Below are 24,989 nucleotides of genomic sequence, written 5' to 3' on the forward strand. Positions count from 1 at the left end.
TTAGTCTCACAACTTAGTCTTGCATCGAGGATTCTCAATGGGTTCCCGCGGCCCCGCGCGTCCTCCCCGGCACACGACGCGGACAGAAGGAGCGCCATGCAAGGCATGAAGCGACGAACCCGGACATGGATATCCCTGGCGGTGGCCGCCCTCGCCGTCTTCGCGGCGGGCCTCGGCATCCTCGCCCCCACCGCCGCCTACGCGGCCGAAGGCTGCAAGGTCGACTACAAGATCAGCGCCCAGTGGGGCGGCGGCTTCACCGGCGACGTGGCCGTCACCAACCTCGGCACCGCGGTCAGCTCGTGGAGCCTGGTGTGGACCTTCCCCAACGGGCAGCGCGTCACCAACGCCTGGAACGCGACCACCACCAACTCCGGCGACACCGTCACCGCCAAGAACATGAGCTACAACGGATCCATCCCCACCAACGGCTCGGTCTCCTTCGGCTTCAACGGCTCCTGGTCCGGCACCAACGGCGTGCCCGCCTCGTTCAGCCTCAACGGCACCGTCTGCACCGGCACCCCGACCAACCCCACCACCACGCCCACCGGCGGCCCCACCACCACCCCGCCGCCCACCGGCAGTGTCGACGCCATGGAGACCGTCGCGGCCATGCAGCCGGGCTGGAACCTCGGCAACTCCCTCGACTCCGTCGGCTCCGACGAGACCGCCTGGGGCAACCCGCGCATCACCCAGTCGCTCATCCAGAACGTCGCCAACCAGGGTTACAACAGCATCCGCATCCCCGTCACCTGGGACAACCACCAGTCCAAGTCCGCGCCCTACACCGTAGACACCGCCTACCTCGACCGCGTCGAAGAGGTCGTGGACTGGGCGCTCGACGCCGACCTGTACGTCCTCATCAACATCCACCACGACTCGTGGATCTGGATGGCGGACATGAACTCCAACCGCACCGTCGTCGAGGCCCGCTACGAGTCCATCTGGACCGCGCTGGCCGCCCGCTTCCGCGACGCCCCGCCCGAGCTGCTGTTCGAGAGCGTCAACGAGCCCCAGTTCAACAACGTGGACGACACCACGGCCTACGCGCTCCTGGACGACCTGAACACCTCGTTCCACGAGATCGTCCGCGCCTCCGGCGGCGGCAACGCCGACCGCGTCCTGGTCCTGCCGACGCTGCACACCAACGCCGACCAGGGCCGCCTCGACGCGCTCAGCGACACCATCGCCGCCCTCGACGACCCGAACATCGCCGCGACCATCCACTACTACGGGTTCTGGCCCTTCAGCGTCAACATCGCCGGGTACACCAAGTTCAACGACGAGGTGAAGGCCGACCTCGAAGGCTACTTCGACCGCGCCTACAACGAGTTCGTCGCCAACGGCATCCCCGTCCTCATCGGCGAGTACGGCCTCCTCGGCTTCGACGCCCACACCGGCACCGTCGAGCAGGGCGAGAAGCTGAAGTTCTTCGAGTACGCCGGCTACTACGCGCGCCAGAAGAACATCACCCTCCAGCTGTGGGACAACGGCCAGCACTTCGACCGCACCGCCTTCCAGTGGAAGGACCCCGAGCTCTACACGATGATGAAGGCCGCCTGGACCACCCGCTCCGGCACCGCCTCCTCCGACCAGGTCTACGTGGCCCGCACCGCCACCGTCGCCGACGTCTCCCTGACCCTCAACCTCAACGGCACCACGTTCCAGGGCCTGCGCGTCGGCACCACCAACCTCGTCCAAGGGACCGACTACACGATCTCCGGCTCCACCCTGACCATCAAGGCCAGCAGGCTGACGACGCTCCTCGGCGACCGCTCGTACGGCGTCAGGGGCTCGGTCCAGGCCGTGTTCTCCCAGGGCGCGCCCTGGCGCATCAGCGTCATCTCCTACGACCAGCCGACCATGTCCGCCGCCACCGGCGCCTCAGCCACCTTCGCGATCCCCACCCAGTTCAAGGGCGACCAGCTCGCCACCATGGAGGCCAAGTACGCCGACGGCACCCCCGCCGGCCCCCAGAACTGGACCTCGTACAAGGAGTTCGCCCGCGCCTTCAGCCCCGACTACACCGCGGGCACCGTCGCCCTCCCGACCGCCTTCTGGTCCGAAGTGAACGACGGCCAGAAGGTCACCCTCACGTTCCACTTCTGGAGCGGTAAGACCGTCACCTACTACGTCACCGAATCCGGCGGCAACGTCACCGGCTCCCTGTCTTAACCCTCCGAAACACAGGACCGGCCCGGCGCGAGTGCGCCGGGCCGGTCCTGCCCTGTCAGCGGGTCGACTCGCGGGTCTTCAGCTCGAAGGGGGCCGTGTGCTCCTCGGGGGGCCGGGACGGGTCCTCCATGCGGGCGGCGATCAGGTCCACGGCCTTCTCGGCCATCCAGCGGTGGTCGGGGGAGACCGAGGAGAGGGCCGGGGTGGTGTAGGCCGACTCGGGGATGTCGTCGAAGCCGATGACGCGGACGTCCTCGGGGACGCGCAGGCCCACGTCGGCCAGGCCCCGGACCACGCCCATCGCCACGGTGTCGGTGACCGCTACGACCCCGTCGAACGGGACGCCGGAGTCGTGGAGGCGGCGCACGGCGCGGCGGCCGTCCTCCATCGACATGCCCGAGAGCGCGACCAGCGACGTGTCGAGGCCGATCCCGTGCGCCGCAAGCCCGTCCACATACCCCTGGTAGCGGCGCGAGACCACGTGGACGCCTTCGAGCGTCCACCCCGTGATGTTCGCGATCCGCTTGCAGCCCTGCGCGATCAGATGCTCGGTGGCCGCGCGCGTGCCCGCCTCGTTCGCCATGCCCACATGGTCGATGCTCGCGCCGAAGTCCCGCTCGCCGAGCATCACGATCGGGAAGTCGCCCCACGAATGGGCCTGCTCCCTCGGATCGAGCACCACCGCGCTCAGGATCAGGCCGTCGAACTGGAGCTTGTGCGACTGCGCCACGGCCTCGACCTCGCCCGAGTCGCTGCCGCCGGTCTGCTCGATCGCCACGTGGAAGCCACGCGAGCGCGCCGCCTCGATCACCAGGGCGCCGAGCATCCCGTAATACGCCTGGTCCACCCCCGGGACGGCGAGGCCGATCACCCCCGTGCGCCCCGCCTTCAGCGTGCGCGCGTTGACGTTGAGGCGGTACCCGGACTGCTGGATCGCATCGAGGACGCGCAACCGGACCGGCTCGGAGACCCCGGCCCGGTTGTTGACCACGTTGGACACGGTCATCTTGGACACGCCCGCCAGGCGCGCCACGTCGCTCATCGTCACCATCTCGGGTACCGCCTTCCAGGACTCGACGACCCTCCTATGTTCCCACCCTAGTGCGAGGGCGTGACTACGCCGTGTCCACGCCTACGCGAGATCGCCCGCCGCGGTCACGAACGAGTGCGCCGGAAGGTGCACGAAGAGCTTCCCGTCCTCGATCCGCGCCCCGTCGTGCGCACGCGGCGCCACGGCCTCGGGGGCCTCGGGGCTGTTGTGCGCGTTGACCGCGGCCGCAGTGAGGATCTCCGCCGCCAGACCCGTGACGGAACCGCCGCGCAGGTCCACCACCATGTCCGCGGCCTCGTCCGCATCCAGGTTGGACAGCGACACGAGGAGGCGGCCGTCCTTGCGCGACGCCGAGACCGACACGGTCGACAGCTCCGCGCCGTCCACGTCCTTCACCGGCTGGTCACCGACGACGTGCACCTGGAGGCTCGCGGCGTCCTGGTGGCCCTTGTTCATGCGGAACACGTGGTACGTCGGCGTGAGCACCAGCGCGCCCGACTCCGGGTCGGTGAGGATCATCGCCTGGAGCACGTTCACCGTCTGCGCGATGTTCGCCATGACGAGCCGGTCGGCGTGCCTGTGGAAGATGTCGAAGCTGACGCTCGCCACGAGCGCGTCCCGCATCGTGTTCTGCTGGTACAGGAACCCGGGGTTCGTGCCCGGCTCCACGTCCCACCACGTGCCCCACTCGTCCAGCACGATCCCGATCTCCTTCTTCGGGTCGTACAGGTCCATCACGTTCGCGTGCCCGGTGAGCAGCTCGTCGGTGCGCGCCGCCTTGTGCAGCGTCGTGTAGTACTCCTCGGGCGTGAAGTCCGTCGCCGAGCCCTTGTGGTCCCAGGTGCCCGCGATCGTGTAGTAGTGCACCGACACCGCCTGGTACAGCGGGCGCTCCACACGCTGGCAGCCGAGGTGCGAGAGCTGCTTCATGAGCGTCTCGGTCCACGCGTACGAGAAGTCCGAGGCGCCCGCGGCGATCCGGTACAGCTTGTTGTCGCCGTAGTCGCGGCAGTAGGTCGCGTAGCGGCGCGCTTCGAGGGCGTACTGCTCGGCGCTCATGTTGCCGCCGCAGCCCCAGGTCTCGTTGCCCAGGCCCCAGTACTTGACCTTCCAGGGCTCCTCGCGGCCGTTGGCCTTGCGCTCGCGCACCGCGGGGGAGTCGCCGTCGCGGGTGAGGTACTCGACCCACTCGCTCATCTCCTGGACCGTGCCGGAGCCGACGTTCCCGGAGATGTACGGCTCGGTCCCGAGCAGCTCGCACAGCGCCATGAACTCGTGGGTGCCGAAGTGGTTGTTCTCCTCGACGCCGCCCCAGTGGGTGTTCACCATGACCGGCCGGTCGGCCTTGGGGCCGATGCCGTCCCGCCAGTGGTACTCGTCGGCGAAGCAGCCGCCGGGCCAGCGCAGGTTGGGGATGTCGAGCGCGCGGAGGGCCTCCACGACGTCGAGGCGGATGCCGCCCTCGTTGGGGATGTCGGAATCCTCGCCCACATAGAAGCCGCCGTAAATGCACCGGCCCAGGTGCTCGGCGAAGTGGCCGTACACGTGGCGGCTGATGACGGGGCCTTCGAGGTCGAGGTTGACGACGGCGTTGACGATGCTGCTCATCGGTGCCTTCCAGAGAGGCGCGCCCCTCTGGGAAACGCGCTGCGGACGGGGTAATTTATCGGTAAAGCGACCCCACTCTACCGGGTCCCGCGGCCCGCTTGTCAAGACTTCCCCGAAAGGGAATTTCCGGGCCCGTCCCGCCCTTGAACCCGGCAGGACCGACCCGAGGAGCACCACGTGACCGACGACTTCACCCGCGCATGGAACGCCTGGCACGAGCGCCGCGAGGCCGCGCTGGCCGAGCCCCACGGCTGGCTCAGCCTCACCGCGTTCCACTGGCTCGACGAGGAGCCCGCGCCCCTCGACGGCCTGCCCGGGCTCTGGTCCTCCGACGGCGCCGCCGTCACCGTGACCGCCGATGCGAAGGACGGCCTCAGCGCCTCCGGCCGCGCCGTCGACGGCACCGCCGAGTTCAAGGTCCCCGAAGGCGCCGGCCCCGCCTGGGTCGACTACGGCGACAAGCGCCTCGAACTCGCCCCGCGCGGCGGCCGCCACGCCGTGCGCGTGCGCGACCCCCTCGCCCCGACCCGCACCGGCTTCACCGGCGTCCCCGCCTTCGACCCCGACCCCGCGTGGGTCGTGGCCGCGTCGTTCGCGCCCGCGCCCGAACTCGTGGACGTCGGCTCGGTCCGCGAGGGCGTCGACCAGTCGCTCCACGCCGTCGGCACCGTCCGCTTCGACCTCGACGGCGCACCGCAGGAGCTCGTCGCCACCGACGCGGGGGAGGGGCGCCTGTGGCTGCTGTTCCGCGACCCCACCAACGGCGACACCACGTCCTCGTTCCGCCAGCTCACGGCCCCCGCGCCCGGCCCGGACGGCCGCGTGGACCTCGACTTCAACCGCTCGCTCAACATGCCGTGCGCGTTCACCGACTACGGCACCTGCCCGCTCCCGCCGGGCCCGAACCGGCTCACCGCCGCCGTCACCGCGGGCGAGCGCAAACCGTCTTAAAGAAGATATATCGACACCGAGGCTGCACGCCTCTCTCGGCGGGCCGGGACGCCCCCGGCCCGCACCGGCGCCGACGTAAAGTCGTGACCCGAAGCGCCCCTTGAGAGGACCCCTCGTGTTCGATGCCGTGCCCAACCCCGTCCTGTTCGACGCGTTCGGCGTCCCGACCACCCTCATCGAGGTCCTCGGGTTCGTCTCCGGCGCCCTCTGCGTGTGGCTGGTCGCCCGCCAGCACATCGCCAACTGGGGCATCGGGATCTTCAACTGCCTCATGTTCATCGTCCTGTTCACCCAGTGGGGCCTCTACGCCGACGCGGGCCTCCAGCTCGTCTTCATCGCCCTCGGCGCCTACGGCTGGTGGAACTGGGTCCGCGGCGGCGGGCCCGCCGATCGGAAGGGCCTGCCCGTTTCGCGGACCGCGGGATACGAGTGGATCGGTCTCCTCGGGGTCGGCCTCATGAGCATCGCGACGATCACCGGGCTACTGACCTGGTACACCGATTCGAATGTCGCCGGGTGGGACGCGCTCACCACAGTGCTCTCTCTTGCCGCCACCTACGGGCAGGCGCGCAAGCGCCTCGAATCCTGGTGGCTGTGGATCGCCGCCGACCTCGTCTACATCCCGCTGTACGCCTACAAGGGCCTGTACCTGACGTCCCTGCTCTACATCGGGTTCCTCGCCCTGTGCGTCCTCGGCCTGCGCAACTGGCAGAAGGACCTCCGCGCCCCCGACCTCGCGGGCGCGGCCGCATGAGCCTCCCCGAGCACGGCCTCATCGTCGGCAAGTTCTATCCGCCCCACGCAGGCCACCACCACCTCATCCGTGCCGCCCAAGCAAGGTGCAAACGACTGACGGTGATCGTCAGCCACGCTGATGTCGAGTCCATTCCGCTCGCCGACCGCCTTGCCTGGCTTCGGGAGGCCCACCCCGGAGTCCGCTTCATCGGGGTCATCGACAACGTGCACATGGACCTGAAGGACGAGAGGATCTGGCGAAAGCACGTCGCCATCTTCAAAGCCGCAGTCCCCGAGCGTGTCGATGCCCTGTTCAGCTCGGAGGAGTACGGGCCCGAACTCGCCCGGCGCTTCAATGCCATCCACGTCGACATCGACTCCGACCGATCGAGCTTTCCGATCTCGGGCACCAAGATCCGCGCCGATCCGGTCAGCTCGTGGGACTACCTCGAAGGCCCCGTCCGCGCCGGGCTCGCCCTCCGCGTGGTCGCCGTCGGCGCCGAGTCCACCGGGACCACCACGATCGCCGAGGACCTCGCCGCCGCCTACGCCGCCCGCGGCGGCGTCTGGGCCGCGACGCGGTGCGTGCCCGAGTACGGGCGGGTCTTCAGCGAGGAGAAGCTCGCCGCGCTGCAAGCGGTGCGGCCCGGGGCGACGTGGACCGACGTCCGGTTCGACACCGCCGACTTCCCGCGCATCGCCGCCCGCCAGAACGAGCTCGAAGAGGCCGCCGCGCGCCTGGGCGGGCCCGTCCTGTTCTGCGACACCGACGCGTTCGCGACCGCGGTCTGGCACGAGCGGTACATCGGCGGCCGCAACCCCGCCGTCGACCCGCACGCCGAGGCGCTGCGCCACCACCTGTACCTGCTCACCGACCACGAGGGCGTGCCCTTCGAGGACGACGGCCTGCGCGACGGCGAGCACCTGCGCCCCTGGATGACCGGGCGCTTCCGGGACGAGCTGGAGCGCACCGGCCGCCGCTACGTGCAGCTCCACGGCCCCCGCGGGGACCGGCTCGCCCAGGCCGTGCGCGCCGTGGACGCGCTCGTCGCCGAAGGCTGGGGGATCGCCGACCCGCTCCCCGAGTACCGGTGACGCGATCCTGACGGGCCCGGCCCCGATCCTGATGCGGCGCAGGCGGCCGCGCGCACGCACCGGTGCCTACGCTTCAGCCGACCGACCCGGAGGGAACGAGGACCGCCATGGACATCGCCGAACGCCCGCACTACGAGAGCCTCTCTGAGGACGCCATCGCCACCAGTGAGCTGGAGGCGCGGCTGCGCGAGCTCACCGGGCGCCTGGGGACGCTGCGGCGGCGCGTCGAGTCGGCCGGTTCGCTGGTCCGCAGCGCCACCGTCGAGGCCGAGTCCGCCGGAGGCGAGGTCACCGTCACCGTGGACCTCGCCGGGGCCGTCGTCGGCATCAGGTTCGGCCCCGCGATCCGCGCCATGCGCGAGAGCGACCTCGCCGCGACGGTCGTCGCCGTCTACGGGCAGGCGGTCGCCCAGGCGTCGCGCCTCGCGGCCGACCTCGCCGCCGCCGTGGACGAGAGCGGCGAACCCGCTTGCCCGCGGGGCCGCGCGGGCGCACACTGACCACATGCGCATCCGGGCCGTGACCGCCGCCGACCTGCCCCTCCTCCAGGACATCGAGCGCGCCGCGGGCGAGTGCTTCCGCACCGTCGGCATGGCCGCCATCGCCGACGACGAGCCGCTCACCCTCAAAGAGCTCGACGACTACCGCCGCACCGGCCTCGCCTGGGCCGCGGCCGAGCGCGGCGCGCCCGTCGCGTACCTCATCGCCGAACCCGTCGACGGCGCCCTGCACATCGAGCAGGTCTCCGTCCACCCCGACTGGGCCCGCCGCCGCATCGGCCGCGACCTCATCGACCGCGCCGCGGCCCGCGCCGCCGCCGACGGCTTCGACGCGCTCACGCTCACCACCTTCACCGACGTCCCCTGGAACGCCCCCTACTACGCCCGCCTCGGCTTCACCCCCATCCCCGACGCCGACCTCACCCCCGGCCTGCGCGCCATCCGCGACCGCGAATCCGCCCACGGCATCGACCGCTGGCCCCGCGTCTGCATGAGCCGCCCGCTCGCCCTGTGACGAGAGCCTCCCTCGCCTCACCGGAATACCCCGGGCCGCACCGCCGTTAAGGTAGATGCAAACGCATGAACTTCGATCCCGCGGAGGCGGGGAGAGCAGGCAGTCCGATGCAGTTCGGGATCTTCTCAGTCAGTGACATCACGCGCGACCCCGTCTCGGGCGAGACCCCGACCGAGGCCGAGCGGATCGACGCGATCGTGAAGATCGCGGTCAAGGCCGAAGAGGTCGGCCTCGACGCCTTCGCGATCGGCGAGCACCACAACCCGCCGTTCTTCTCCTCCTCGCCGACGACGCTGCTCGCGCACATCGCCGCGCTCACCGAGCGGCTCGTCCTCACCACCGCGACCACCCTCATCACCACGAACGACCCCGTGCGCCTCGCCGAGGAGTACGCGATGCTCCAGCACCTGTCCAAGGGCCGCATGGACCTCATGCTCGGCCGCGGCAACACCGCGCCCGTCTACCCCTGGTTCGGGCAGGACATCCGCCAGGGCCTGCCGCTCGCGCTGGAGAACTACAACCTCCTGCACAAGCTGTGGCGCGAGGACGTCGTGGACTGGGAGGGCCAGTTCCGCACGCCGCTCCAGGGCTTCACCTCGACGCCCCGTCCGCTCGACGACGTCCCGCCGTTCGTGTGGCACGGCTCGATCCGCACGCCCGAGATCGCCGAGCAGGCCGCGTTCTACGGCAACGGCTACTTCGCCAACCACATCTTCTGGCCCACCTCGCACTCCAAGCGCCTCATCGACTTCTACCGGCAGCGCTTCGAGCACTACGGGCACGGCACGCGCAAGCAGGCCATCGTCGGCGTCGGCGGCCAGGCGTACATCGCGAAGAAGAGCCAGGACGCCGTCAAGGAGTTCCGGCCCTACTTCGACGAGGCCCCCGTCTACGGCCACGGCCCCACCCTGGAGGAGTTCACCCAGGGCACGCCGCTCACCGTCGGCAGCCCGCAGGAGGTCATCGACAAGACCCTGACCTTCCACGACGCGTTCGGCGACTACCAGCGCCAGATGTTCCTCATCGACCACGCCGGCATGCCGCTCGGCATGGTCCTCGACCAGCTGGAGCTGCTCGGCGGCGAGGTCGTCCCGGTGCTGCGCAAGGAGCTCGCGTCCCGCAAGGACCCCGAGTCCGCCGAGGCGCCCACCCACGCGTCGCTCGTCGCGGCCAAGTACGGCGACGGACCGGCCCGCCAGCCGCGCCCGAACGCCAACCGCGGCGACAACGTCACCGGCGACTCGCCCTACCAGGACAGCGCCGCCCAGGACCCGGAAGCGTAAGGGGCGCACCGATGACCCGCTCACGGAGCAGGCTCGCGAACGAGTCGTGGGAGTCGCTGCTGACCGCCCACGCGGCGCTCATGAAGCGGTTCGCGGCCGAGCCGATCTGGGACGAGGTGTCGATGCGCGAGTACGACGTGCTCTACACCCTGTCCAAGCACGAGGGGCCGATCCGCCTGTTCGAGCTGGGCCGCGGCGTCCTGCTCAGCCAGCCCGCGCTGTCGCGGCTGGTCGAGCGGCTCGCCGAGCGCGGCCTGGTCGAGCGCACGCCCGACCCCGAGGACGGGCGCGGCCTGCGCCTGGGGCTCACCGCCGCCGGGCGCGAGGCCCAGCGCCTCGTCGGCGGCCGCCACGCCGTGGACGTCGCGCGCGCCGTCGCCGACGCCCTCACCGACGAGGAGATGCGCCAGCTCGAATCGATCGGCCGCAAACTCGCCGGGGCGCGGGCCCCGGCCCAGAAGTCCGTCCCCACCAGTGAGGAGGCAGTGCTGTGAGCACGCCGAAGGAGCCCTACCGGCTCGCCGTCGTCAGCGCCGGTACCAGCGACCCGTCCTCGACGCGGATGCTCGCCGACCGGATCGCGTCCCGTGTCGGCGCGCTCGCGACCGAGCGCGGCGCATCGGTGACGGTGGACGTGATCGACCTGCGCGAGCTCGCGAGCGAGATCACCACCGCGATCGTCTCGCAGCTCATGGGCCCCAAGATGACCCGCGCGATCGAGGTCCTCGGCAGCGCCGACGGGATCGTCGCGAGCGCGCCGGTGTACAAGGCCGCGCCGAGCGGCCTGTTCAGCTCGTTCTTCCACGTCCTCGACAACGACCTGCTCATCGCGAAGCCGGTGGTGCTGGCGGCGACGGCGGGGACGGCGCGGCACGCGCTGGTCGTGGACGAGCAGATGCGGTCGCTGTTCGCGTACCTGCGGACGATGACGGTGCCGACGTCGGTGTTCGCGGCGACGGAGGACTGGAACTCGTCGGAGCTGGGGGAGCGGATCGGGCGGGCGGCGATCGAGCTGCTGCTGCTCATGGAGTCCGGGTTCGCCGAGCAGGTGCGTTCGGAGTCGTGGAAGTCGTATCAGCACGAGTTCGGTTCGGCCGGCGGGACGGAGCTGGACATCGATCTGGGTTCGGACCTGATGCGGCTGGCGACGGGCGGGTCGGCGAAGCCGCCGCGGCAGCGGTAGTCGTGTCGGAAGGCCCCGGTTCGCGCCGGGGCCTTCCGTCGTCCCCTCGCCGTACAGTGGAGGGAACCCTTTTGGAGGTCCCCTCATGAGCGATCGCGACATGATCAGCACCGGCGAGTTCGTCGTCTACCCGCACGAGGGCCCGGCCGAGGTCATCGAGACCGTGCAAGTGGTCGCCGAGGACCCCACGGGCGGGTCGTTCGCGCTGGGCGAGGAGGACTCGGACCCCGAAGCGCCCTAGGGCCCTCCTCACGGGCGGTGTCAGGCGCCGAGGCGGTGGAGCGCGACTGCTTCGGCGGTCTCCTCCTCGATGAGGTCGTAGTTGATGAGGGCCCCGGCCTGGGCTCCGGCGACGGCGGCGGGGCCGACCTGGGCCATGAGGTCGGTGACGTTCCCGGCGGCCCAGACGCCGTCGATGCTCGTGCGGCCCATGGGGTCGGCGGGAATGTGCTGCCCGGCGCCCGAGGGGTGCTCGGCGGGTTCCAAGCCGAGTCCGGCGAGGAATCCGGCGCGGGCCTCCATGCGGGTGGCGATGGCGTACGCGTCCCGTTCGACGAGCCTGCCGTCCTTCATGCGGGCGCCGTCGGGTTCGATCGCGGCGATCTCGCCTTCCACGACGCGGACGCCGCGGGCGGCGAAGCGCTCGCGTTCGTCGGCGGTGAGCTCGGGCGCGGTGTGGGTGAAGAACACGAGGTCGCCGGTCCACTGGCGGAACAGGGTGGCCTGGTGGACGGCGTTGGGTCCGGTGCCGATGACGCCGATGGCCTGGTCGCGGTGCTCCCAGCCGTGGCAGTACGGGCAGTGCATGACGTTCTCGCCCCAGCGTTCGGCCAGGCCCGGAATGTCCGGCAGCGTGTCGGTGAGGCCGGTGGCGACGAGGAGGCGCCGGGCGGCGACCTCGCGGCCGTCGTCGAGGGCGACGGTGAAGCCGTCGTCGTGCTTGTGCGCCTTGGCGACGCGGCCGTCGATGACGTGGCCGCCGTAGCCGCGGACCTCCTCGCGTCCCTTGGCGAGCAGTTCGCGCGGGGGCGTGCCCTCGCGGCCGAGCAGGCCGTGGACGCCGTCGGCGGGGGCGTTGCGGGGTTCGCCCGCGTCGATCACGGCCACGGTGCGGCGGGCGCGCGCGAGGACGAGCGCCCCGTTCAGCCCGGCGGCGCCGCCGCCGATCACCACGACGTCGTACCGGTCCCTCAGTTCATCGGTCATCTCGACCACCTCCTGCGATCACCGTAGATCGCCCTTCGCGAAACCGGCAAACATTCTTGCCGGTATGGCAAAATCGGAGGCATGGACCCGGACAAGGACCTCGACAAAGCCCTCGACGCGGTCGGCCCGCGCCTGCGCGCCCTCCGCAAGCAGCGGGAGGCGACGCTCGCGGACCTCGCGGAGCAGACGGGCATCTCGGTGAGCACCCTCTCGCGCCTCGAATCCGGAGCGCGGCGCCCGACGCTGGAGCTGCTGCTGCCCTTGGCGAAAGCGCACGGCGTGACGCTCGACGAACTCGTGGACGCCCCGCCGACGGGCGACCCGCGCATCCACCTGCGCCCGGTCGTGCGGCACGGGATGGTCCACCTGCCGCTGACGCGGCGGCCCGGCGGCATCCAGGCGTACAAGCTCATCATCCCGGCGGGGGAGCAGACCGAGCCGGACCCGCAGGTCCACGAGGGGTACGAGTGGATGTACGTGCTGAACGGGCGGCTCCGGGTGGTGCTGGGGGAGCACGACTTCGTGATGAAGCCCGGCGAGGCCGCGGAGTTCGACACGCGGACGCCGCACTGGTTCGGGCGGGCGGGGGAGGAGTCGGTGGAGTTCCTGAGCCTGTTCGGCTCGCAGGGCGAGCGGGCGCACCTGCGCGCGAAGCCCAAGGGCCGGGACTGAACCCCTTTGTATTGATTTATATAGATGCGTTGACTTCTTGAGGGCGCGTTCGTAAGATGGCGTGGAGGCGGCCCGAAAACCTTTTCGGTTTTTTCGGTCCGCACCCGGCACTGCCTACCGACATCAGCGGAGGTACCTCATGAATCCCAGTCTCTCCCGCAGGTCAGCGATCCGCCTCGGGGCCCTCGCGGGCGCCGCGCCCGTCGTCGGCGCCACCGCGTTCGCCACTGGCGCCCAAGCGGCCCCGCCCAACGGCACGGTCCGCGTTTACTGGCTGCGGCCCACCGACGTCCCCGACGACTCGCGCTACCCCGACGGCATCGCGTCCGTCATGTACGAGTCCCAGCGGTACTACCGCCAGGAGCTCGGCGTCACCTTCACCCTCAACAACCCGGTCGTCGAGGTCGCCGCGGGCGACCACCCGCGCGCCTGGTACGAGAACACCCCCAACGGGAGCGACCAGTACTGGTGGGTCGTCTTCAACATGCAGCAGGAGCTCATCCGCAAGTTCGGGCTCCGCGCCCCCGACTCCCGCTGGATCAACGTCGGCGAGATCAGCGCCGAGAAGACCAACGTCTCCGGGGGTGGCGGGGGCGGCGGCTGGGTCATCCTCTCCGGCCACGACGCCGACGGCGCCGCCGGGATCAACGGCCCCATGAACCGCTGGTACGGCGGCATGGTCCACGAACTCGGCCACGCCCTCGGGCTCCCCGACTCCACCTCGACCGACGGGACGCCCATGTCGGCGTCGTTCTACAACTACCCCAACTGCCACTTCAGCGCCGACCAGAAAAGACGCATCCTGGCCGGCCCCTACGGGAGCTTCCTCAAGTAGCTAGTCCAGGAAGCCGAGGACGTGCGCGAGGCCCCGCTCACCGGTGCGGGCCTCGCCCGGCAGGATGAACGCCCGCAGCCCCGAGGCGGCCGCGCCGCCGTCCTTCGCCGGGTTGTCCCCGACCATCAGCGCCGCCCGCGGGTCCACCCCGAGGCGCTCGCACGCGGCCCGGAACAGCACCGGGTCGGGCTTCTCGGTCCCGAACTGGTACGACACCACCCGCACGTCGACGAGGTCTTCGAGCCCGAAGTGCTCCATGTGGACGCCCACGTCCCACGGGAAGTCCGACACGATCCCGGTCTTGATCCCGCGGCGGCGCAGCTCCCGCAGCAGCGGCTCGGTGTCCGGGTACGGCACCCACGCGTCAGGGGCGGCGATCAGCTCGTACGCCGTCGCCTCGATCCCTTGCAGGTAGTCGATCCGCTCGAACCACGCGAACAATGCCGCCCGGTGCTGCTCAGCCGACTCGTCCCGGCCCACCTGCGCCGCGGCGACCTCGGGGATCCGGTACGCCTCGTACAGCTGCCCGGCGGTCTTCTCGATGCCCGCCTCGTCGATCGGCCTCCCGGCGGCCTCGGCGGTGCGCCGCAGCCACGTCGGGACGTCGATGAGCTTGAAGATCGTGTTGCTGAAGTCGAACAGCACCGCCTCGATCGGCGGCACCGCCCCGGCCTGCTCGGCCTCGGTCGGCCGGTACGCGGCGGCGGAGTCGAAGAGGTTGTAGATCACGGGCGTCCTTTCCCTGCTCACGGACATCGCCGCAACCGTAACCGCCCGAACCCCCCGAACCCACCCCCGAGGCCCCACCTCACACAACCGTCCCGCCCTCTTCGGCAGGTGTTCACCTCGGCTCGGCGCGTAACATTGGACCTTCCCGCCCCCTCGAAAGGCGAATCCCTTTGCGACGCTTGCAACTCCCTGCTTCAGTTCTGCTCCTGGCACTCGCGGCCGGATGCGGTCCGGCGACGGACACCGCGGACACGGCCACATCAGATCTCCCTGCGAGCACCACAGCGATGGCGGTCGCCGACGGCGTCGACATCCAGTTCCGGACGATGGACGGTCCTGAAGGAGCTTCGGACGAGGCCGAGTGCCTGGCGCGATTTCCCGACACCGGCGGAGTGACCCCGCCGATGCTCACTCCTGCGGAGGACCCGTTCACGGCGTGCGTCGCATTCGAGCGGGCCGGCGGCACCGCCGTGTGGGAGGTGGAGTTCGGCCCGGCGTTCCTGACCCGCGAGCACGTGGAGTACGTCGACTACGACTACGGGACCGCGGGCATCCCCACGGTCTACCTCGTGCTCGACGAAGAGGGCGTCGAAGCGTGGATCGCCGCGATCGGCCAGTTCGGCAGCGCGCAGATCGTCCTCGACGGCCAGGTGTACCTCCTGCCCCTCCTGGAACTGAGCCCGAATGACATCGTCAACGTCTCCGGCCTCGGCACCATCGAGGAGGCCGAGGAAATCGCCACGACGCTCGCCGAAGGCCGCTCCGACTGACACGGCGGTGTGCCGGTCCCGGGTTCCCGCGAGCTGATCGGGGACCCGGGACCGGAGTCGGTCATTCCTGGTCGAGGCCCCAGGAGCGGCGGATGCGGTCGTCGGCGGCCTTGAAGAGGGTGTCGACGATGATGCCGATGACCAGGACCGTGATGATCCAGGTGAGGACCCGCGGGGCGTCGTTGAACTCCCTGGCGCCCTGCATGAGCGCGCCGATGGAGCCCTGCCCGGCCACGATGACCAGCAGCTCGCCGGCCATGAGGGAGCGCCACGCGAACGCCCACCCCTGCTTCAGGCCCGACACGAACGACGGGAGCGTCGCGGGCATGATGACGTGCCGGTACAGCTGGAATCCCTTCATTCCCAGGACCGCCCCGACCCGCTTCCACGCGGGCGGCACGTAGTCGATCCCCGAGATGATGCCGTTCGCGATCGACGGCACCGCGCCCAGCAGCACCACGAACATGATCGTGGACTCCGAGATCTGGAACAGCAGGATCGCGAGCGGGAACCAGATGATCGACGGCATCGTCTGGAGCCCGGTGATCGCAGACCCGATCGCCGCGCGCAGCGGCTTGAACCGCGCCACCGCGATCCCCAGGAGCGAGCCGACCAGCACCGACAGCGCGAACCCGGTGAGCGCCCGCTGCATCGTGATCCCGATGGCCGTCCAGTAGTCCGGCGTCGGCACGTACGCCGCCAGCTCCTCCCACACCATCAACGGCGAAGGGAGCGCCCACGGGTCCTTCCAGCCCGACAGGAACAGGACCTGCCACAGCCCGATGACGATGACCAGCGCGAGCGCCTTCGGCCACGTCCCGGCCCACAGGCGCGAGAAGAACCGGCCCCACCGGGTCTCGGTGATCGGGGTCCGCTCCAGCTCGTCGAGGCCCGACACCCAGTCGCGCGAGGTGTCCTCCACCTCGGACTGCACGGTCTCAGTTGGCATGGCGGCCCACCTCCTCGCGGAGCGCGTCGGTGATCTCGGCGGCGAGCGCCGCCACCGGTGCGGAGTCGATGCGCCGGGGCCGGTCCATCGCGACGTCGTAGACGTTGAGGACGCGGCCCGGCCGGGAGCTGAGCAGCACGACCTGGTCGCCCAGGCGCACGGCCTCGCGGACGTTGTGCGTGACGAACAGGACGGTGAGGTGCTGCTCGCGCCAGATCCGCTCCAGCTCGTCGTGGAGGAGGTCGCGGGTCATGGCGTCGAGCGCGCCGAACGGCTCGTCCATGAGCAGGACCGACGCGTCCTGGGCGAGGGCCCGCGCGAGCGCGACCCGCTGGCGCATGCCGCCGGACAGCTCGTGCGGCCGCTTGTGGGCGAATCCGGTGAGGCGCACGGTCTCCAGGAGTTCGAGGGCGCGGTTGCGTCGTTCAGCCCGACCGACGCCGCGCACGCGGAGCGCGATCTCGACGTTGCCCTGGACGGTGAGCCAGGGGAAGAGCGCCGATTCCTGGAACATCATGGCGACCGGCTGGTCGACGTGCTCGATCGTGCCGCCGGTGGCCTCGTCCAGTCCGGCGACGAGCGAGAGCAGGGTGCTCTTGCCGCAGCCGGAGGCGCCGAGCAGGCAGGTGAAGCTGCCGGGCGCGACGGTGAGGGAGACGCCGTCGAGGGCGGTGACGGCGCCCGGGCCGCGGCCGTAGCGCTTGACCACGTCGGTCAGCACCACGGCGCCTGCGGCCCGGGCGGTGTCGTCATCGGCCCGCGTCTGTGTGCGGGTCTGGGTCATGCCAGGTCACCGGCCGAGACCTCGGTGTCGCCGCGGTCGGCGAGGACCTGGTTGAGGGCGTCGAGGGCGTAGATCCCGGTGAGGTCCACTTCTTCGAGGAGCCCGATCTCGACGGCGTGGTCCTTGCTGCCCTGCAGCGAGTCAGCGAGCGGGTCGGCGGTGAAGCTGAGGTTCTCGAACGCGGCGGCGATGACGGCGTCGTCGAGGCGCTTGTCGGTGAGGGCCTCGATGCGGTCGTTGGACTTGACCTGGGCGTCGTCGGGGTTCGCGGCGATGTAGTCGAGGGCCGCGAGGTGGCCTTCGAGGAACGCCTTGACCAGGGCGGGCTGGGCGTCGAGGAACTTCTTGGAGACGATGATGTGGGTGGTGACGAACTCGCCGCCGTCCCACAGCTCGCGCTCGTTGAGGAACTCGACGGCGCCGTGCTTGAGCAGCAGGTCCGAGTAGCGCGGCTCGACGGCCCACGCGGCCTGGACGGTGCCGTCGTCGAACGCGGCGGCCACTTCGGCGTTGTCGATGGGCGTGACGGACACGTCGCCGCCGCCGTTCTCGTCGGTGGCGAAGCCCTGCTCCTTGAGCCAGTAGCGGGCCGCCACGTCCTGGGTGTTGCCCAGCTGCGGGGTGGCGAGGGCCTTGCCGCGCAGGTCCTCGACGGTGGTGATCTCGGGCTTGACGACGAGTCCGGCGCCGCCCGAGGTGGACCCGGCGATGATGTGGAGGGCCTGGCCCGAGGACTGCGCCCAGCCGTTGATGGCGGGGTTCGGTCCGATGTAGGAGATGTCGATGGCGTCGGCGAAGAGCGCCTCGATCGCGGAGGGCCCGGCGTTGAAGACGGTCTCCTCGATGGTGACGGCCTCGGGGAGGGTGTCGGCGAAGACGCCGGCTTCGAGGCCGACGAGGGCGGGGGCGTGGGTGACGTTCCCGAAGTAGCCCAGGCGGATCGTGCCCGAGGCGGTGGAGGCGTCGGCGTCGGCCGCGGCCTCCGAGGAGTCGTCGTCGTTGCCGCAGGCCGCGAGCGCCGTGACGGCGGGCAGGGCGGCCGCGGCCGCGATGACGCTGCGGCGCTTGAGGGGGCGCGGGCTGGCAGAGCTCATGGGGATTGCCTTCTGTATCGTGAGGAACGGTATTCCTAGTAGTCCGATTATTCAGACTAATCTAGTGGGAATTCTAGGATCGCCCCGCATCGCGGGGCAACCCCGGTCCCGTCATGTGGTCACGACGGGTGTCAGCGCGCGTGGGCGAGGACGCCCCGGACCGCCGACTCGACCGCGGCGGCGCGCCGCGGGTTCGCCGGGCGTTCGAGCCCGTAGTGGCCGCGCAGGGTGGTCGCCTCGTACTCGGTGCGGAAGCGGCCCTTGGCCTGCAGGATCGGCACGACCTGGTCGACGAACGCCTCCAGGCCCGAGGGCAGGACCGCGGGCATGATGTTGAACCCGTCCGCGGCGCCGTTGTCGGCCCAGTCGAGGATCGCGTCGGCGACCTGCTCGGGCGTGCCGGTGAAGGTCCGGTGCCCGCGCCCGCCGCCGAGGCGCCCGATCAGCTGGCGCACCGTCAGGTGCTCGCGCCGGGCGAGGTCCACGATGAGCGTGAAGCGGCTCTTGGCGCCCTCGATCTCGTCCTCGGTCGGCAGGACCGCGGGCAGCTCCTTGTCGAGGTCCAGTTCGGACGGGTCGAGCTTGAGCTGCTTGGCGAGGTTCCCGAGCGCGTACTCGGGGACGATGAGCCGGTCGAGCTCCTCCTCCAGCAGCCTGGCCTCGGCCTCGGTGGAGCCCAGGACCGGGACGATGCCCGGGAGGACCAGCACCTTGTCGGGGTCCCTCCCGGCGTCCTTCGCGCGGCGCTTGACGTCGGCGTAGAACGCCTGCGCCTCCTCGATGGTCTGCCACGCGGTGAAGATCGCCTCGGCGTGGTTCGCCGCGAACGACCTTCCGTCCTCGGAGGACCCGGCCTGCACCAGCAGCGGGTGCCCCTGCGGCGGCCGGGGGACGTTGAGCGCACCGGCGACCTGGAAGTGCTCGCCCTCGTGCGCCGCGGGGTACAGCAGCCGGTCGTCGCCCCACAGGCCCGACTCCTTGTCGGCGAGGACCGCGGCGTCGTCCCAGGAGTCCCACAGCTTCTTCGCGACCTGGAGGAACTCCTCGGCCCGCGCGTACCGTGCCGCGTGGGACGGCAGCTCGTCGAGGTTGAAGTTCCTCGCCGCGTCCAACGTCGCGGTGGTGACGATGTTCCACCCGACCCGGCCCCCGGAGATGTGGTCGATCGAGGCGAAGCGCCGCGCCAGGTTGTACGGCTCGTTGTACGTCGTGGAGGCGGTCGCGATGAGCCCGATGTGCGTGGTCAGGGCCGCGATGGCCGCGAGGACCACCGTCGGCTCCAGCGAACCCGAAGGGCGCCTGCCGATCGTGCCCCACAGGGACGGCGAGTCGGCGAAGAAGATCGAGTCGAGCCGCCCGCGCTCGGCGGTCTGCGCGAGCTTCGCGTAGTGGCCGATCGAGGTGGTCGAGTACGGGTCCGACTCGGGGAGCCGCCAGGACGCCTCGTGGTGCCCGGTGCTCATCAGGAACGCGTTGAGGTGCAGCTGCCTGCTCATGATTCCTCCTGCTTGATCTCGGCGCCGCCGGCCAGGCCGAGCGCGGCGAGCAGTTCGGTGCGGACGGCCGCGAAGCGCGGGTCCGAGGGGTCGCGGGTGCCGTCGAGGTCGATGCGCCGCTCGGTCCTGACCGCGCCGCGGTCGAGGACGAGCACCCGGTCGGCGAGGACGATCGCCTCGTCCACGTCGTGCGTCACGAGCAGCACCGCGGGCCGGTGCCGCTCGTACAGGGCCCTGAGCAGCCCGTGCATCTTGATGCGCGTCAAGGCGTCGAGGGCCCCGAAGGGCTCGTCGGCGAGCAGCAGTTCGGGTTCGCGCACCAGGGACCTCGCCAGGGCCACGCGCTGCTGCTCGCCGCCGGACAGCTCCCGGGGCCAGGCCCGCTCGCGCCCGGCGAGCCCGACCTCCGCGAGGGCCTCCCGGCCGCGCTGGAGCGCGCCGGGGCCCTTGAGGCCGAGGACGACGTTGCGCAGGACCCGCTGCCACGGCAGCAGCCGCGAGTCCTGGAACACCACCGAGACCTGCTCGGGCACCTCGATGTCGCCGGTGCCCGTCGCGTCCTGGTCGAGCCCGGCGAGGGCCCGCAGGAGCGTCGACTTCCCCGACCCCGAGCGCCCGAGCAGCGCGACGAACTCGCCGGAGCCGATGGTGAGGTCCAGGCCGGAGAGGACCGGCCGGTCGTCGGTGAAGGAACGGTGGAGGCCGCTGATGCGCACGGCCGCACCGGTGGTCAGTCCTCCAGTGTGCGGCGCCATGACAGGGCCCTCCTCTGGATCAGTCGGACGACGGTGTCGGAGGCGAGCCCCAGGAGCGCGTACAGGACCAGGCCGACGATGATCACGTCGGTCTGCCCGTACGTCCCGGCCAGCAGCATCATGTACCCGATGCCGCTGGTGGCGTTCACCTGCTCGACCACCACCAGGGACAGCCAGGACGAGGTCACGGCGAACCGCATGCCCAGCAGGAAGCCCGGGAGCGCCCCGGGCAGGACCACCCGGCCGACGAACGACGCGGGCCCGAGCCGCAGCGTCTCGGCCAGCTCGGCGTAGCGCCCGTCGATCGATCGCAGCCCGTTGTGGGTGTGGATGTAGATCGGGATGAGCACCCCGAGCGCGATCGTGATGATCTTCATCCGCTCGTCGATGCCGAACCACAGCAGCAGGAGCGGCAGCAGCGCCAGGTTCGGGATGGACCGCTTGATCTGCACGGGGCCGTCCACGACGGCCTCGCCCCAGCGGCTCAGCCCCGACACCAGCGCCAGCGCGAGCCCGGCGAGGACGCCGAACACGAGGCCGAGCGCGAAGCGCCGGGCCGAGACCAGCAGGTCGGGGCCGAGGCGCCCGGACTCCCACAGGTCCCACGCGGTCGTCGCCACCGTCCACGGGGCCGTGAGCACCCGCGGGTCGATCCACCCTGCCGCCGACCCCCAGATCCACACGCCCAGCAGCAGGAGCGGCCCGAGGAGGTACCCGAACCGGATCGGCCGGCCCGGCCCCAGGCGGCGCTTGCCCCGCGGCCGCGAGGCGCGCCCGGCGGCCAGCTCCTCGTCGTCCACGGGCGGGACGACCGCGGGGGCCTCGGTCTTCACCGCGGTCATGACGCGCCGCCGTCCCCGTACTCGGCGATGCCCTCGGCCACGAGCGGCTCGAAGCGCCGGTCGTACAGGTCCTCGGCGTCGAGCACCTCGTTGCCGGTGCCCGCGGCGACGACCTCGATGGTCTCCTGGTGGCGGGCGATCGTCTCGTCCCAGGTCTCGGGGAAGTCCGGCTCGCCCTCGCGGTCGTGCAGGTACTCGCCGTCCTCCACCGAGAGGCCCTCGTGCTCGACGTACCAGGCGTTGATCCACTCGTCGCGGTTGGCGCGGGTCCACAGCTTCGCCGCGCCCCACAGCCGCACGTACTCGCTGATGGCGGCGGCCTTGTCGGCGTCCTCCAGGACCTCCACGGGCGCGTACAGCACCCACGGGTCGTCGCGCAGGCCGTGCGGGATCGTCGTCGCCCCGTCCGACCCGTACTTGTTCACATAGGACTTGACCTGGGTGCCGCCGATCGGCGCGACGTCGACCTCCCCGCCGCCCAGGGCGTTCGAGTAGGTGTCGGCCGTGGACGGCAGTTCCACCAGCTCCACGTCGTCCTGGCTCAGCCCGGCCGCGTCCAGGACCCGCAGGATCAGGGCGCCCTGGGCCTGCCCGGGGGAGTAGGCGATCCGCTTGCCCGCCAGGTCCTGGATCGAGGCGATGTCGGCGCCGGGGGCCACCCCGAGGTCGTAGATCGGGTGCTGGAGCGGGTCGATGCGCCCGGCGGCGGCCACGATCCGCGTCGGCAGGCCCGTCCAGTTGGTGTGGATCGGCGGGATGTCGGCCACCGAGGAGATGTCGAGGGACTTGGCGCGGAACGCCTCCGCGGACTTCGGCCCGCCGGAGATGTTCGCCCACTCCACGTCGAAGGTGAGCAGCGACGCCAGGCCCGACAGCTCGAACGCGAGCTGCTGGGACGGGTCGCCGATGACGAGCTTGGTGCCCTCGGGCACGGCGGTCGGCAGGTCCGCGTCGGCCGCCAGCAGCGGCCCCGCGTCCTCTTCGGAGCAGGCCGCGAGTGCCAGCGCGGCGAGGGCGGGGACGCCCGCCAGGAGGGTTCGTCGGGTGGTCTTGGATCGCACGGGAGAGCCTTTCGAGGAGCGGTGGGTCAGTCGAGGGGAGCGGCGGCGCAGTAGCCGCCCGCGTGGTAGACCAGCGGGTCGTGGTCGCCGCCCGCGGCGGCGTCGACGACCAGGGCCAGGACGATGTGGTGGTCCCCGGCCGCGATCCGGTCGGTGACGACCGCCCGCAGGTGCGCGGGGGCGTCGGCCAGGACCGGCTCGCCGGTCTCCAGGCGCGACCAGGAGGTGCCCTGGAACCGGTCGATGCCGCTGGTGGCGAAGCGGGTCGCCACCGCGTGCTGGTCGGCGGCCAGGAAGTTCACGGTGAGGCTGGCGGTCTCGCGGATCGCGGGCCACGCCGAGGAGGTGTTCGCGATCGCGAACGACACCAGCGGCGGGTCGAGCGAGACCGACGTCAGGGACGTGGCGGTGAACCCGGCCGGGCCGGTGCCCGGGTCGGCGCAGACCACGGTCACCCCGGCGGGGTGGGCGCGGAACAGGGACCGGAACACGCCCGGCTCGACCCCGGCCTGGACCTGGGCGCTCATGCCGGCACCTCCGCGGCGGTGCGGCCCACTGCGGCGGCGAGCGCGGGCAGGTTGGTCGCCGTCCACGACGCCAGGTGCGCGTCGAGGTCGCCGAGCTCCTTCTCCCGCAGCGTCAGCGACGGGACCGGGAGGCTCGCGCCGAGCTCGGCCAGGACCGGGCGCAGCTGGAGGTCGGCGAGGAACCGGTGCTCGGCGGAGGCCGCGATCGTCACGGGGACGGCCACGGTCCCCTGCAGCGCGCCGGGCGGGAGCTGGTCGAGGAAGAGCTTGAGCAGGCCCGTGTAGGAGGCTTTGTAGACGGGCGTGCCCACGACCAGGACCGGGGCGGTCCTGATCCAGTCGAGGGCGTGCGCGAAGCCGTCGTGCGGCGGCTCGATCCCGTCGAGGTAGAGCTCGGCGAGGTCGGTGGAGGAGGTGCGCGGCTCGGGGCCGATCCCGGCCGCGACGGCGGCGGCGAGGGCCTCGGCGGTGGTCAGGGTGCGCGAGAGGCGCTTGGGGTTGCCGACGACGGCGGTCACGGCGAAGCTGTCGGTCACAGTGGACTCCTTACGGTGGGGAGCGTGCGAGGGCGCCGCCCGGAGGAGGGCGTGCGGGAGGAACCGGGATAGGAACCGGGAGAAGGAGAAGCGAATGTCGTGCGGAGTCGGGGCGCGGAGGCCGCGCTGGCCCGACTAGCGCATTCGGGGTCGACAGAGGGCGCTGGCGGCGCGCATCTGGTCGATCTCGCGCCGCCGCGTCAGGAGGCTGGCGGACGTCATGCCAGCAACGTTAGCAGTATTCCTATAGAATTACTAGGAGTTCTTAGATGATGGGAAGCCGGTCCTCGCCGTACCCGTCGGTGCTGGTCCGGTACTCCACGTCGCGGCTGCGGGTGAACCGGTAGCCGACCCCGCGCACCGTGGAGACGAGCGCGTCGAACTCGGCGAGCTTGGCGCGCAGGCGCCGCACGTGGACGTCGACGGTGCGTCCGGGCAGGCCCGTGTCCGGTGTCTCCCAGACGTACTGGAGCAGCTCGGATCTGGTGTGGACCATCCCGGGGTGGCGGGCGAGGAACGCGAGGAGCTCGAACTCCAGGCGGGTCAGTGCGACCTCCTGCCCGTGGATGGTCACCTCGCGGCCCGGGACGTCGATCACCAGGGCCGGTCGCGGCGCGGGCTCCGCCGGCGCCGGGTCGGCCGGGAGCGCCTGGGCCCCTTCTATGGCGACGCGGCCGCCGCCCTGGGCGAGGACCCCGAGCGCGGCGGTCAGGCGCCGGGCGAGCCTCGGGTCGTCGGCGGGGATCTCGACGGTGACGGTGATGGTGGCGGTGCCCGAGCGGCGGTGGGCCGGGGGGCGGGTGCGGGTCTGGACGGGAGTCATGGCGGCGCCTTCGTTCGATCTCGACGGGAGTTCCGGTGGGGGCGGCGTCGCGCGGGTCGTTCGCGGTGTCAGCGAACCGGTCCGGCGGCGGCGCCCTGGCGACACAGGGCGGAATCCGAACGCGCGAAGTCGATGTGGCGGCGCTTGGTCGGCCACTGCTCCGCGGGTCCACTGGGGCGGTTCACTCCGACAGCATATCCTATCTATCAAGTAGGATTCAAGTCCACGTTCCGGTTTGCCCCAGATCACGAAGGGAGCCCGCGCCATGCAGGTCTCCGCACGAGGCGAGTACGCCGTCCGCATCGCCGTCACGCTCGCCACCGGTCATCCGCGCACCATCTCTGCCAGCTCCCTCGCCGCCGCGCAGGCCCTGCCGCGCAAGTTCGCCGAGGTCATCCTCGGCGACCTGCGCCGGGCCCACCTCGTGGACTCCGTCCGCGGCGTCGAGGGCGGGTACCGGCTCGCCCGCGACCCCGGCGACGTCTCGGTGGGGGAGGTGCTGCGCGCCGTGGACGGCCCGCTCTCGGAGGTCCGCGGGCGCCGTCCCGAGGAGACCAGTTACGAAGGGGCCGCGGTGAACCTGCCGCGGCTGTGGGTCGCGGCGCGGGCGGCGGTGCGCTCGGTCTTCGACGAGGTCTCGCTCGCGCAGGCGGCGACGGGGGAGTTCCCGGTGCGCATCGCCGAGCTGACCGCGGCCGACGACGCGTGGATGCCGCGCTGACCCTGCTTCCGGTTGCGCGGCAGGGCGGCGGGCCGTACCATGCTTATATCCTATTGTTCCGATAGGAATACTCGGCGCGGGCCCGGCGGCCCGC

Annotated in this window: 28 protein-coding genes; 14 read left to right on the forward strand and 14 right to left on the reverse strand. The window is 71.2% G+C overall.

All coding sequences use genetic code 11. The features are described 5' to 3' along the window. Nucleotides 1–105: 105 nt before the first annotated feature. Nucleotides 106–2,175: a cellulase family glycosylhydrolase gene (locus AB0A65_RS15810; RefSeq protein WP_359951835.1), complete on the forward strand. Its 2,070-nt coding sequence runs from the start codon at nucleotides 106–108 to the stop codon at nucleotides 2,173–2,175. A 55-nt stretch (nucleotides 2,176–2,230) separates the two neighbouring features. On the opposite strand, the gene AB0A65_RS15815 is transcribed toward AB0A65_RS15810, so the two are convergent. Beyond that, nucleotides 2,231–3,226 carry a LacI family DNA-binding transcriptional regulator gene (locus tag AB0A65_RS15815; RefSeq protein ID WP_359951837.1) on the reverse strand — a complete coding sequence of 332 codons (996 nt, stop codon included), beginning with the start codon at nucleotides 3,224–3,226 and terminating at the stop codon, nucleotides 2,231–2,233. An 81-nt stretch (nucleotides 3,227–3,307) separates the two neighbouring features. After that, the gene (locus AB0A65_RS15820; protein WP_359951839.1) at nucleotides 3,308–4,834 is read right to left on the reverse strand and encodes an alpha-L-arabinofuranosidase C-terminal domain-containing protein; all 1,527 of its coding nucleotides are present in this window, start codon (nucleotides 4,832–4,834) and stop codon (nucleotides 3,308–3,310) included. Nucleotides 4,835–5,011: 177 nt separating this feature from the next. Here AB0A65_RS15820 and AB0A65_RS15825 point away from each other — a divergent pair, with 177 nt between their 5' ends. The 9 genes from AB0A65_RS15825 (at nucleotide 5,012) to AB0A65_RS15865 (ending at nucleotide 11,336) form a co-directional block, all read left to right on the forward strand. Beyond that, nucleotides 5,012–5,785: a DUF1684 domain-containing protein gene (locus AB0A65_RS15825; RefSeq protein WP_359951841.1), complete on the forward strand. Its 774-nt coding sequence runs from the start codon at nucleotides 5,012–5,014 to the stop codon at nucleotides 5,783–5,785. 127 nt (nucleotides 5,786–5,912) lie between these two features. Further along, nucleotides 5,913–6,539 (forward strand): nicotinamide riboside transporter PnuC, encoded by a 627-nt coding sequence (gene pnuC, locus AB0A65_RS15830; protein WP_359952221.1) that lies wholly within the window; start codon nucleotides 5,913–5,915, stop codon nucleotides 6,537–6,539. Beyond that, entirely contained in the window at nucleotides 6,536–7,615 is a 1,080-nt protein-coding gene (locus AB0A65_RS15835) for an AAA family ATPase (RefSeq protein ID WP_359951843.1), read from the forward strand. Before pnuC ends, AB0A65_RS15835 begins: the two co-directional genes overlap by 4 nt. Nucleotides 7,616–7,722: 107 nt before the next feature. Beyond that, nucleotides 7,723–8,115 carry a YbaB/EbfC family nucleoid-associated protein gene (locus AB0A65_RS15840; protein ID WP_359951845.1) on the forward strand — a complete coding sequence of 131 codons (393 nt, stop codon included), beginning with the start codon at nucleotides 7,723–7,725 and terminating at the stop codon, nucleotides 8,113–8,115. A 4-nt stretch (nucleotides 8,116–8,119) separates the two neighbouring features. Then, nucleotides 8,120–8,629: a GNAT family N-acetyltransferase gene (locus AB0A65_RS15845; protein ID WP_359951847.1), complete on the forward strand. Its 510-nt coding sequence runs from the start codon at nucleotides 8,120–8,122 to the stop codon at nucleotides 8,627–8,629. A 107-nt stretch (nucleotides 8,630–8,736) separates the two neighbouring features. Next, a complete protein-coding gene (locus AB0A65_RS15850; protein WP_359951849.1) occupies nucleotides 8,737–9,912 on the forward strand; it encodes an LLM class flavin-dependent oxidoreductase in 1,176 nt (391 codons plus the stop codon). An 11-nt stretch (nucleotides 9,913–9,923) separates the two neighbouring features. Beyond that, on the forward strand, nucleotides 9,924–10,406 hold the full coding sequence (locus AB0A65_RS15855) for a MarR family transcriptional regulator (RefSeq protein WP_359951851.1): 483 nt from the start codon (nucleotides 9,924–9,926) through the stop codon (nucleotides 10,404–10,406). Then, nucleotides 10,403–11,095: a CE1759 family FMN reductase gene (locus tag AB0A65_RS15860; protein ID WP_359951853.1), complete on the forward strand. Its 693-nt coding sequence runs from the start codon at nucleotides 10,403–10,405 to the stop codon at nucleotides 11,093–11,095. Before AB0A65_RS15855 ends, AB0A65_RS15860 begins: the two co-directional genes overlap by 4 nt. 85 nt (nucleotides 11,096–11,180) lie before the next feature. Continuing rightward, on the forward strand, nucleotides 11,181–11,336 hold the full coding sequence (locus AB0A65_RS15865) for a hypothetical protein (RefSeq protein WP_359951855.1): 156 nt from the start codon (nucleotides 11,181–11,183) through the stop codon (nucleotides 11,334–11,336). 20 nt (nucleotides 11,337–11,356) lie between these two features. Here the strand turns inward: AB0A65_RS15865 and AB0A65_RS15870 are convergent, their stop codons facing one another. Continuing rightward, entirely contained in the window at nucleotides 11,357–12,301 is a 945-nt protein-coding gene (locus AB0A65_RS15870) for an NAD(P)/FAD-dependent oxidoreductase (RefSeq protein ID WP_359951857.1), read from the reverse strand. A gap of 81 nt (nucleotides 12,302–12,382) precedes the next feature. Here AB0A65_RS15870 and AB0A65_RS15875 point away from each other — a divergent pair, with 81 nt between their 5' ends. Both AB0A65_RS15875 and AB0A65_RS15880 read left to right on the forward strand, forming a co-directional pair. Next, nucleotides 12,383–12,973: an XRE family transcriptional regulator gene (locus AB0A65_RS15875; RefSeq protein ID WP_359951859.1), complete on the forward strand. Its 591-nt coding sequence runs from the start codon at nucleotides 12,383–12,385 to the stop codon at nucleotides 12,971–12,973. A 139-nt stretch (nucleotides 12,974–13,112) separates the two neighbouring features. Continuing rightward, nucleotides 13,113–13,808 carry a hypothetical protein gene (locus AB0A65_RS15880; protein ID WP_359951861.1) on the forward strand — a complete coding sequence of 232 codons (696 nt, stop codon included), beginning with the start codon at nucleotides 13,113–13,115 and terminating at the stop codon, nucleotides 13,806–13,808. On the opposite strand, the gene AB0A65_RS15885 is transcribed toward AB0A65_RS15880, so the two are convergent. After that, entirely contained in the window at nucleotides 13,809–14,537 is a 729-nt protein-coding gene (locus tag AB0A65_RS15885) for an HAD-IA family hydrolase (RefSeq protein WP_359951863.1), read from the reverse strand. A 287-nt stretch (nucleotides 14,538–14,824) separates the two neighbouring features. On the opposite strand from AB0A65_RS15885, the gene AB0A65_RS15890 reads away from it, so the two are divergent. After that, nucleotides 14,825–15,307, forward strand: a complete 483-nt coding sequence (locus AB0A65_RS15890) for a hypothetical protein (protein ID WP_359951865.1) — start codon at nucleotides 14,825–14,827, stop codon at nucleotides 15,305–15,307. A 61-nt stretch (nucleotides 15,308–15,368) separates the two neighbouring features. On the opposite strand, the gene AB0A65_RS15895 is transcribed toward AB0A65_RS15890, so the two are convergent. The 10 genes from AB0A65_RS15895 to AB0A65_RS15940 form a co-directional block, all read right to left on the reverse strand. Continuing rightward, nucleotides 15,369–16,256, reverse strand: coding sequence for an ABC transporter permease (locus tag AB0A65_RS15895; RefSeq protein ID WP_359951867.1), 888 nt, complete (start codon nucleotides 16,254–16,256; stop codon nucleotides 15,369–15,371). Then, nucleotides 16,246–17,040 (reverse strand): ABC transporter ATP-binding protein, encoded by a 795-nt coding sequence (locus AB0A65_RS15900; protein ID WP_359951869.1) that lies wholly within the window; start codon nucleotides 17,038–17,040, stop codon nucleotides 16,246–16,248. The genes AB0A65_RS15895 and AB0A65_RS15900 overlap by 11 nt, the downstream gene beginning before the upstream one ends. Beyond that, nucleotides 17,037–18,134 (reverse strand): ABC transporter substrate-binding protein, encoded by a 1,098-nt coding sequence (locus tag AB0A65_RS15905; protein WP_359951871.1) that lies wholly within the window; start codon nucleotides 18,132–18,134, stop codon nucleotides 17,037–17,039. Before AB0A65_RS15905 ends, AB0A65_RS15900 begins: the two co-directional genes overlap by 4 nt. A gap of 131 nt (nucleotides 18,135–18,265) precedes the next feature. Beyond that, the gene (locus AB0A65_RS15910) at nucleotides 18,266–19,630 is read right to left on the reverse strand and encodes an LLM class flavin-dependent oxidoreductase (RefSeq protein ID WP_359951873.1); all 1,365 of its coding nucleotides are present in this window, start codon (nucleotides 19,628–19,630) and stop codon (nucleotides 18,266–18,268) included. After that, nucleotides 19,627–20,385 (reverse strand): ABC transporter ATP-binding protein, encoded by a 759-nt coding sequence (locus AB0A65_RS15915; protein ID WP_359951875.1) that lies wholly within the window; start codon nucleotides 20,383–20,385, stop codon nucleotides 19,627–19,629. Before AB0A65_RS15915 ends, AB0A65_RS15910 begins: the two co-directional genes overlap by 4 nt. Further along, nucleotides 20,361–21,227 (reverse strand): ABC transporter permease, encoded by an 867-nt coding sequence (locus tag AB0A65_RS15920; RefSeq protein WP_359951877.1) that lies wholly within the window; start codon nucleotides 21,225–21,227, stop codon nucleotides 20,361–20,363. The genes AB0A65_RS15915 and AB0A65_RS15920 overlap by 25 nt, the downstream gene beginning before the upstream one ends. Beyond that, a complete protein-coding gene (locus AB0A65_RS15925) occupies nucleotides 21,224–22,288 on the reverse strand; it encodes an ABC transporter substrate-binding protein (protein WP_359951879.1) in 1,065 nt (354 codons plus the stop codon). Before AB0A65_RS15925 ends, AB0A65_RS15920 begins: the two co-directional genes overlap by 4 nt. A gap of 26 nt (nucleotides 22,289–22,314) precedes the next feature. Next, the gene (locus AB0A65_RS15930) at nucleotides 22,315–22,815 is read right to left on the reverse strand and encodes a flavin reductase family protein (RefSeq protein WP_359951881.1); all 501 of its coding nucleotides are present in this window, start codon (nucleotides 22,813–22,815) and stop codon (nucleotides 22,315–22,317) included. Beyond that, nucleotides 22,812–23,351 carry an NAD(P)H-dependent oxidoreductase gene (locus AB0A65_RS15935; RefSeq protein ID WP_359951883.1) on the reverse strand — a complete coding sequence of 180 codons (540 nt, stop codon included), beginning with the start codon at nucleotides 23,349–23,351 and terminating at the stop codon, nucleotides 22,812–22,814. The genes AB0A65_RS15930 and AB0A65_RS15935 overlap by 4 nt, the downstream gene beginning before the upstream one ends. Nucleotides 23,352–23,616: 265 nt before the next feature. Next, nucleotides 23,617–24,174 carry a winged helix-turn-helix domain-containing protein gene (locus tag AB0A65_RS15940; protein ID WP_359951885.1) on the reverse strand — a complete coding sequence of 186 codons (558 nt, stop codon included), beginning with the start codon at nucleotides 24,172–24,174 and terminating at the stop codon, nucleotides 23,617–23,619. 265 nt (nucleotides 24,175–24,439) lie between these two features. Here AB0A65_RS15940 and AB0A65_RS15945 point away from each other — a divergent pair, with 265 nt between their 5' ends. Beyond that, nucleotides 24,440–24,895, forward strand: coding sequence for an Rrf2 family transcriptional regulator (locus AB0A65_RS15945; protein WP_359951887.1), 456 nt, complete (start codon nucleotides 24,440–24,442; stop codon nucleotides 24,893–24,895). Nucleotides 24,896–24,989 lie beyond the last annotated feature (94 nt).

Source organism: Glycomyces sp. NPDC047010 (assembly GCF_040644205.1).
In the GTDB taxonomy this organism is placed as follows: domain Bacteria; phylum Actinomycetota; class Actinomycetes; order Mycobacteriales; family Micromonosporaceae; genus Glycomyces.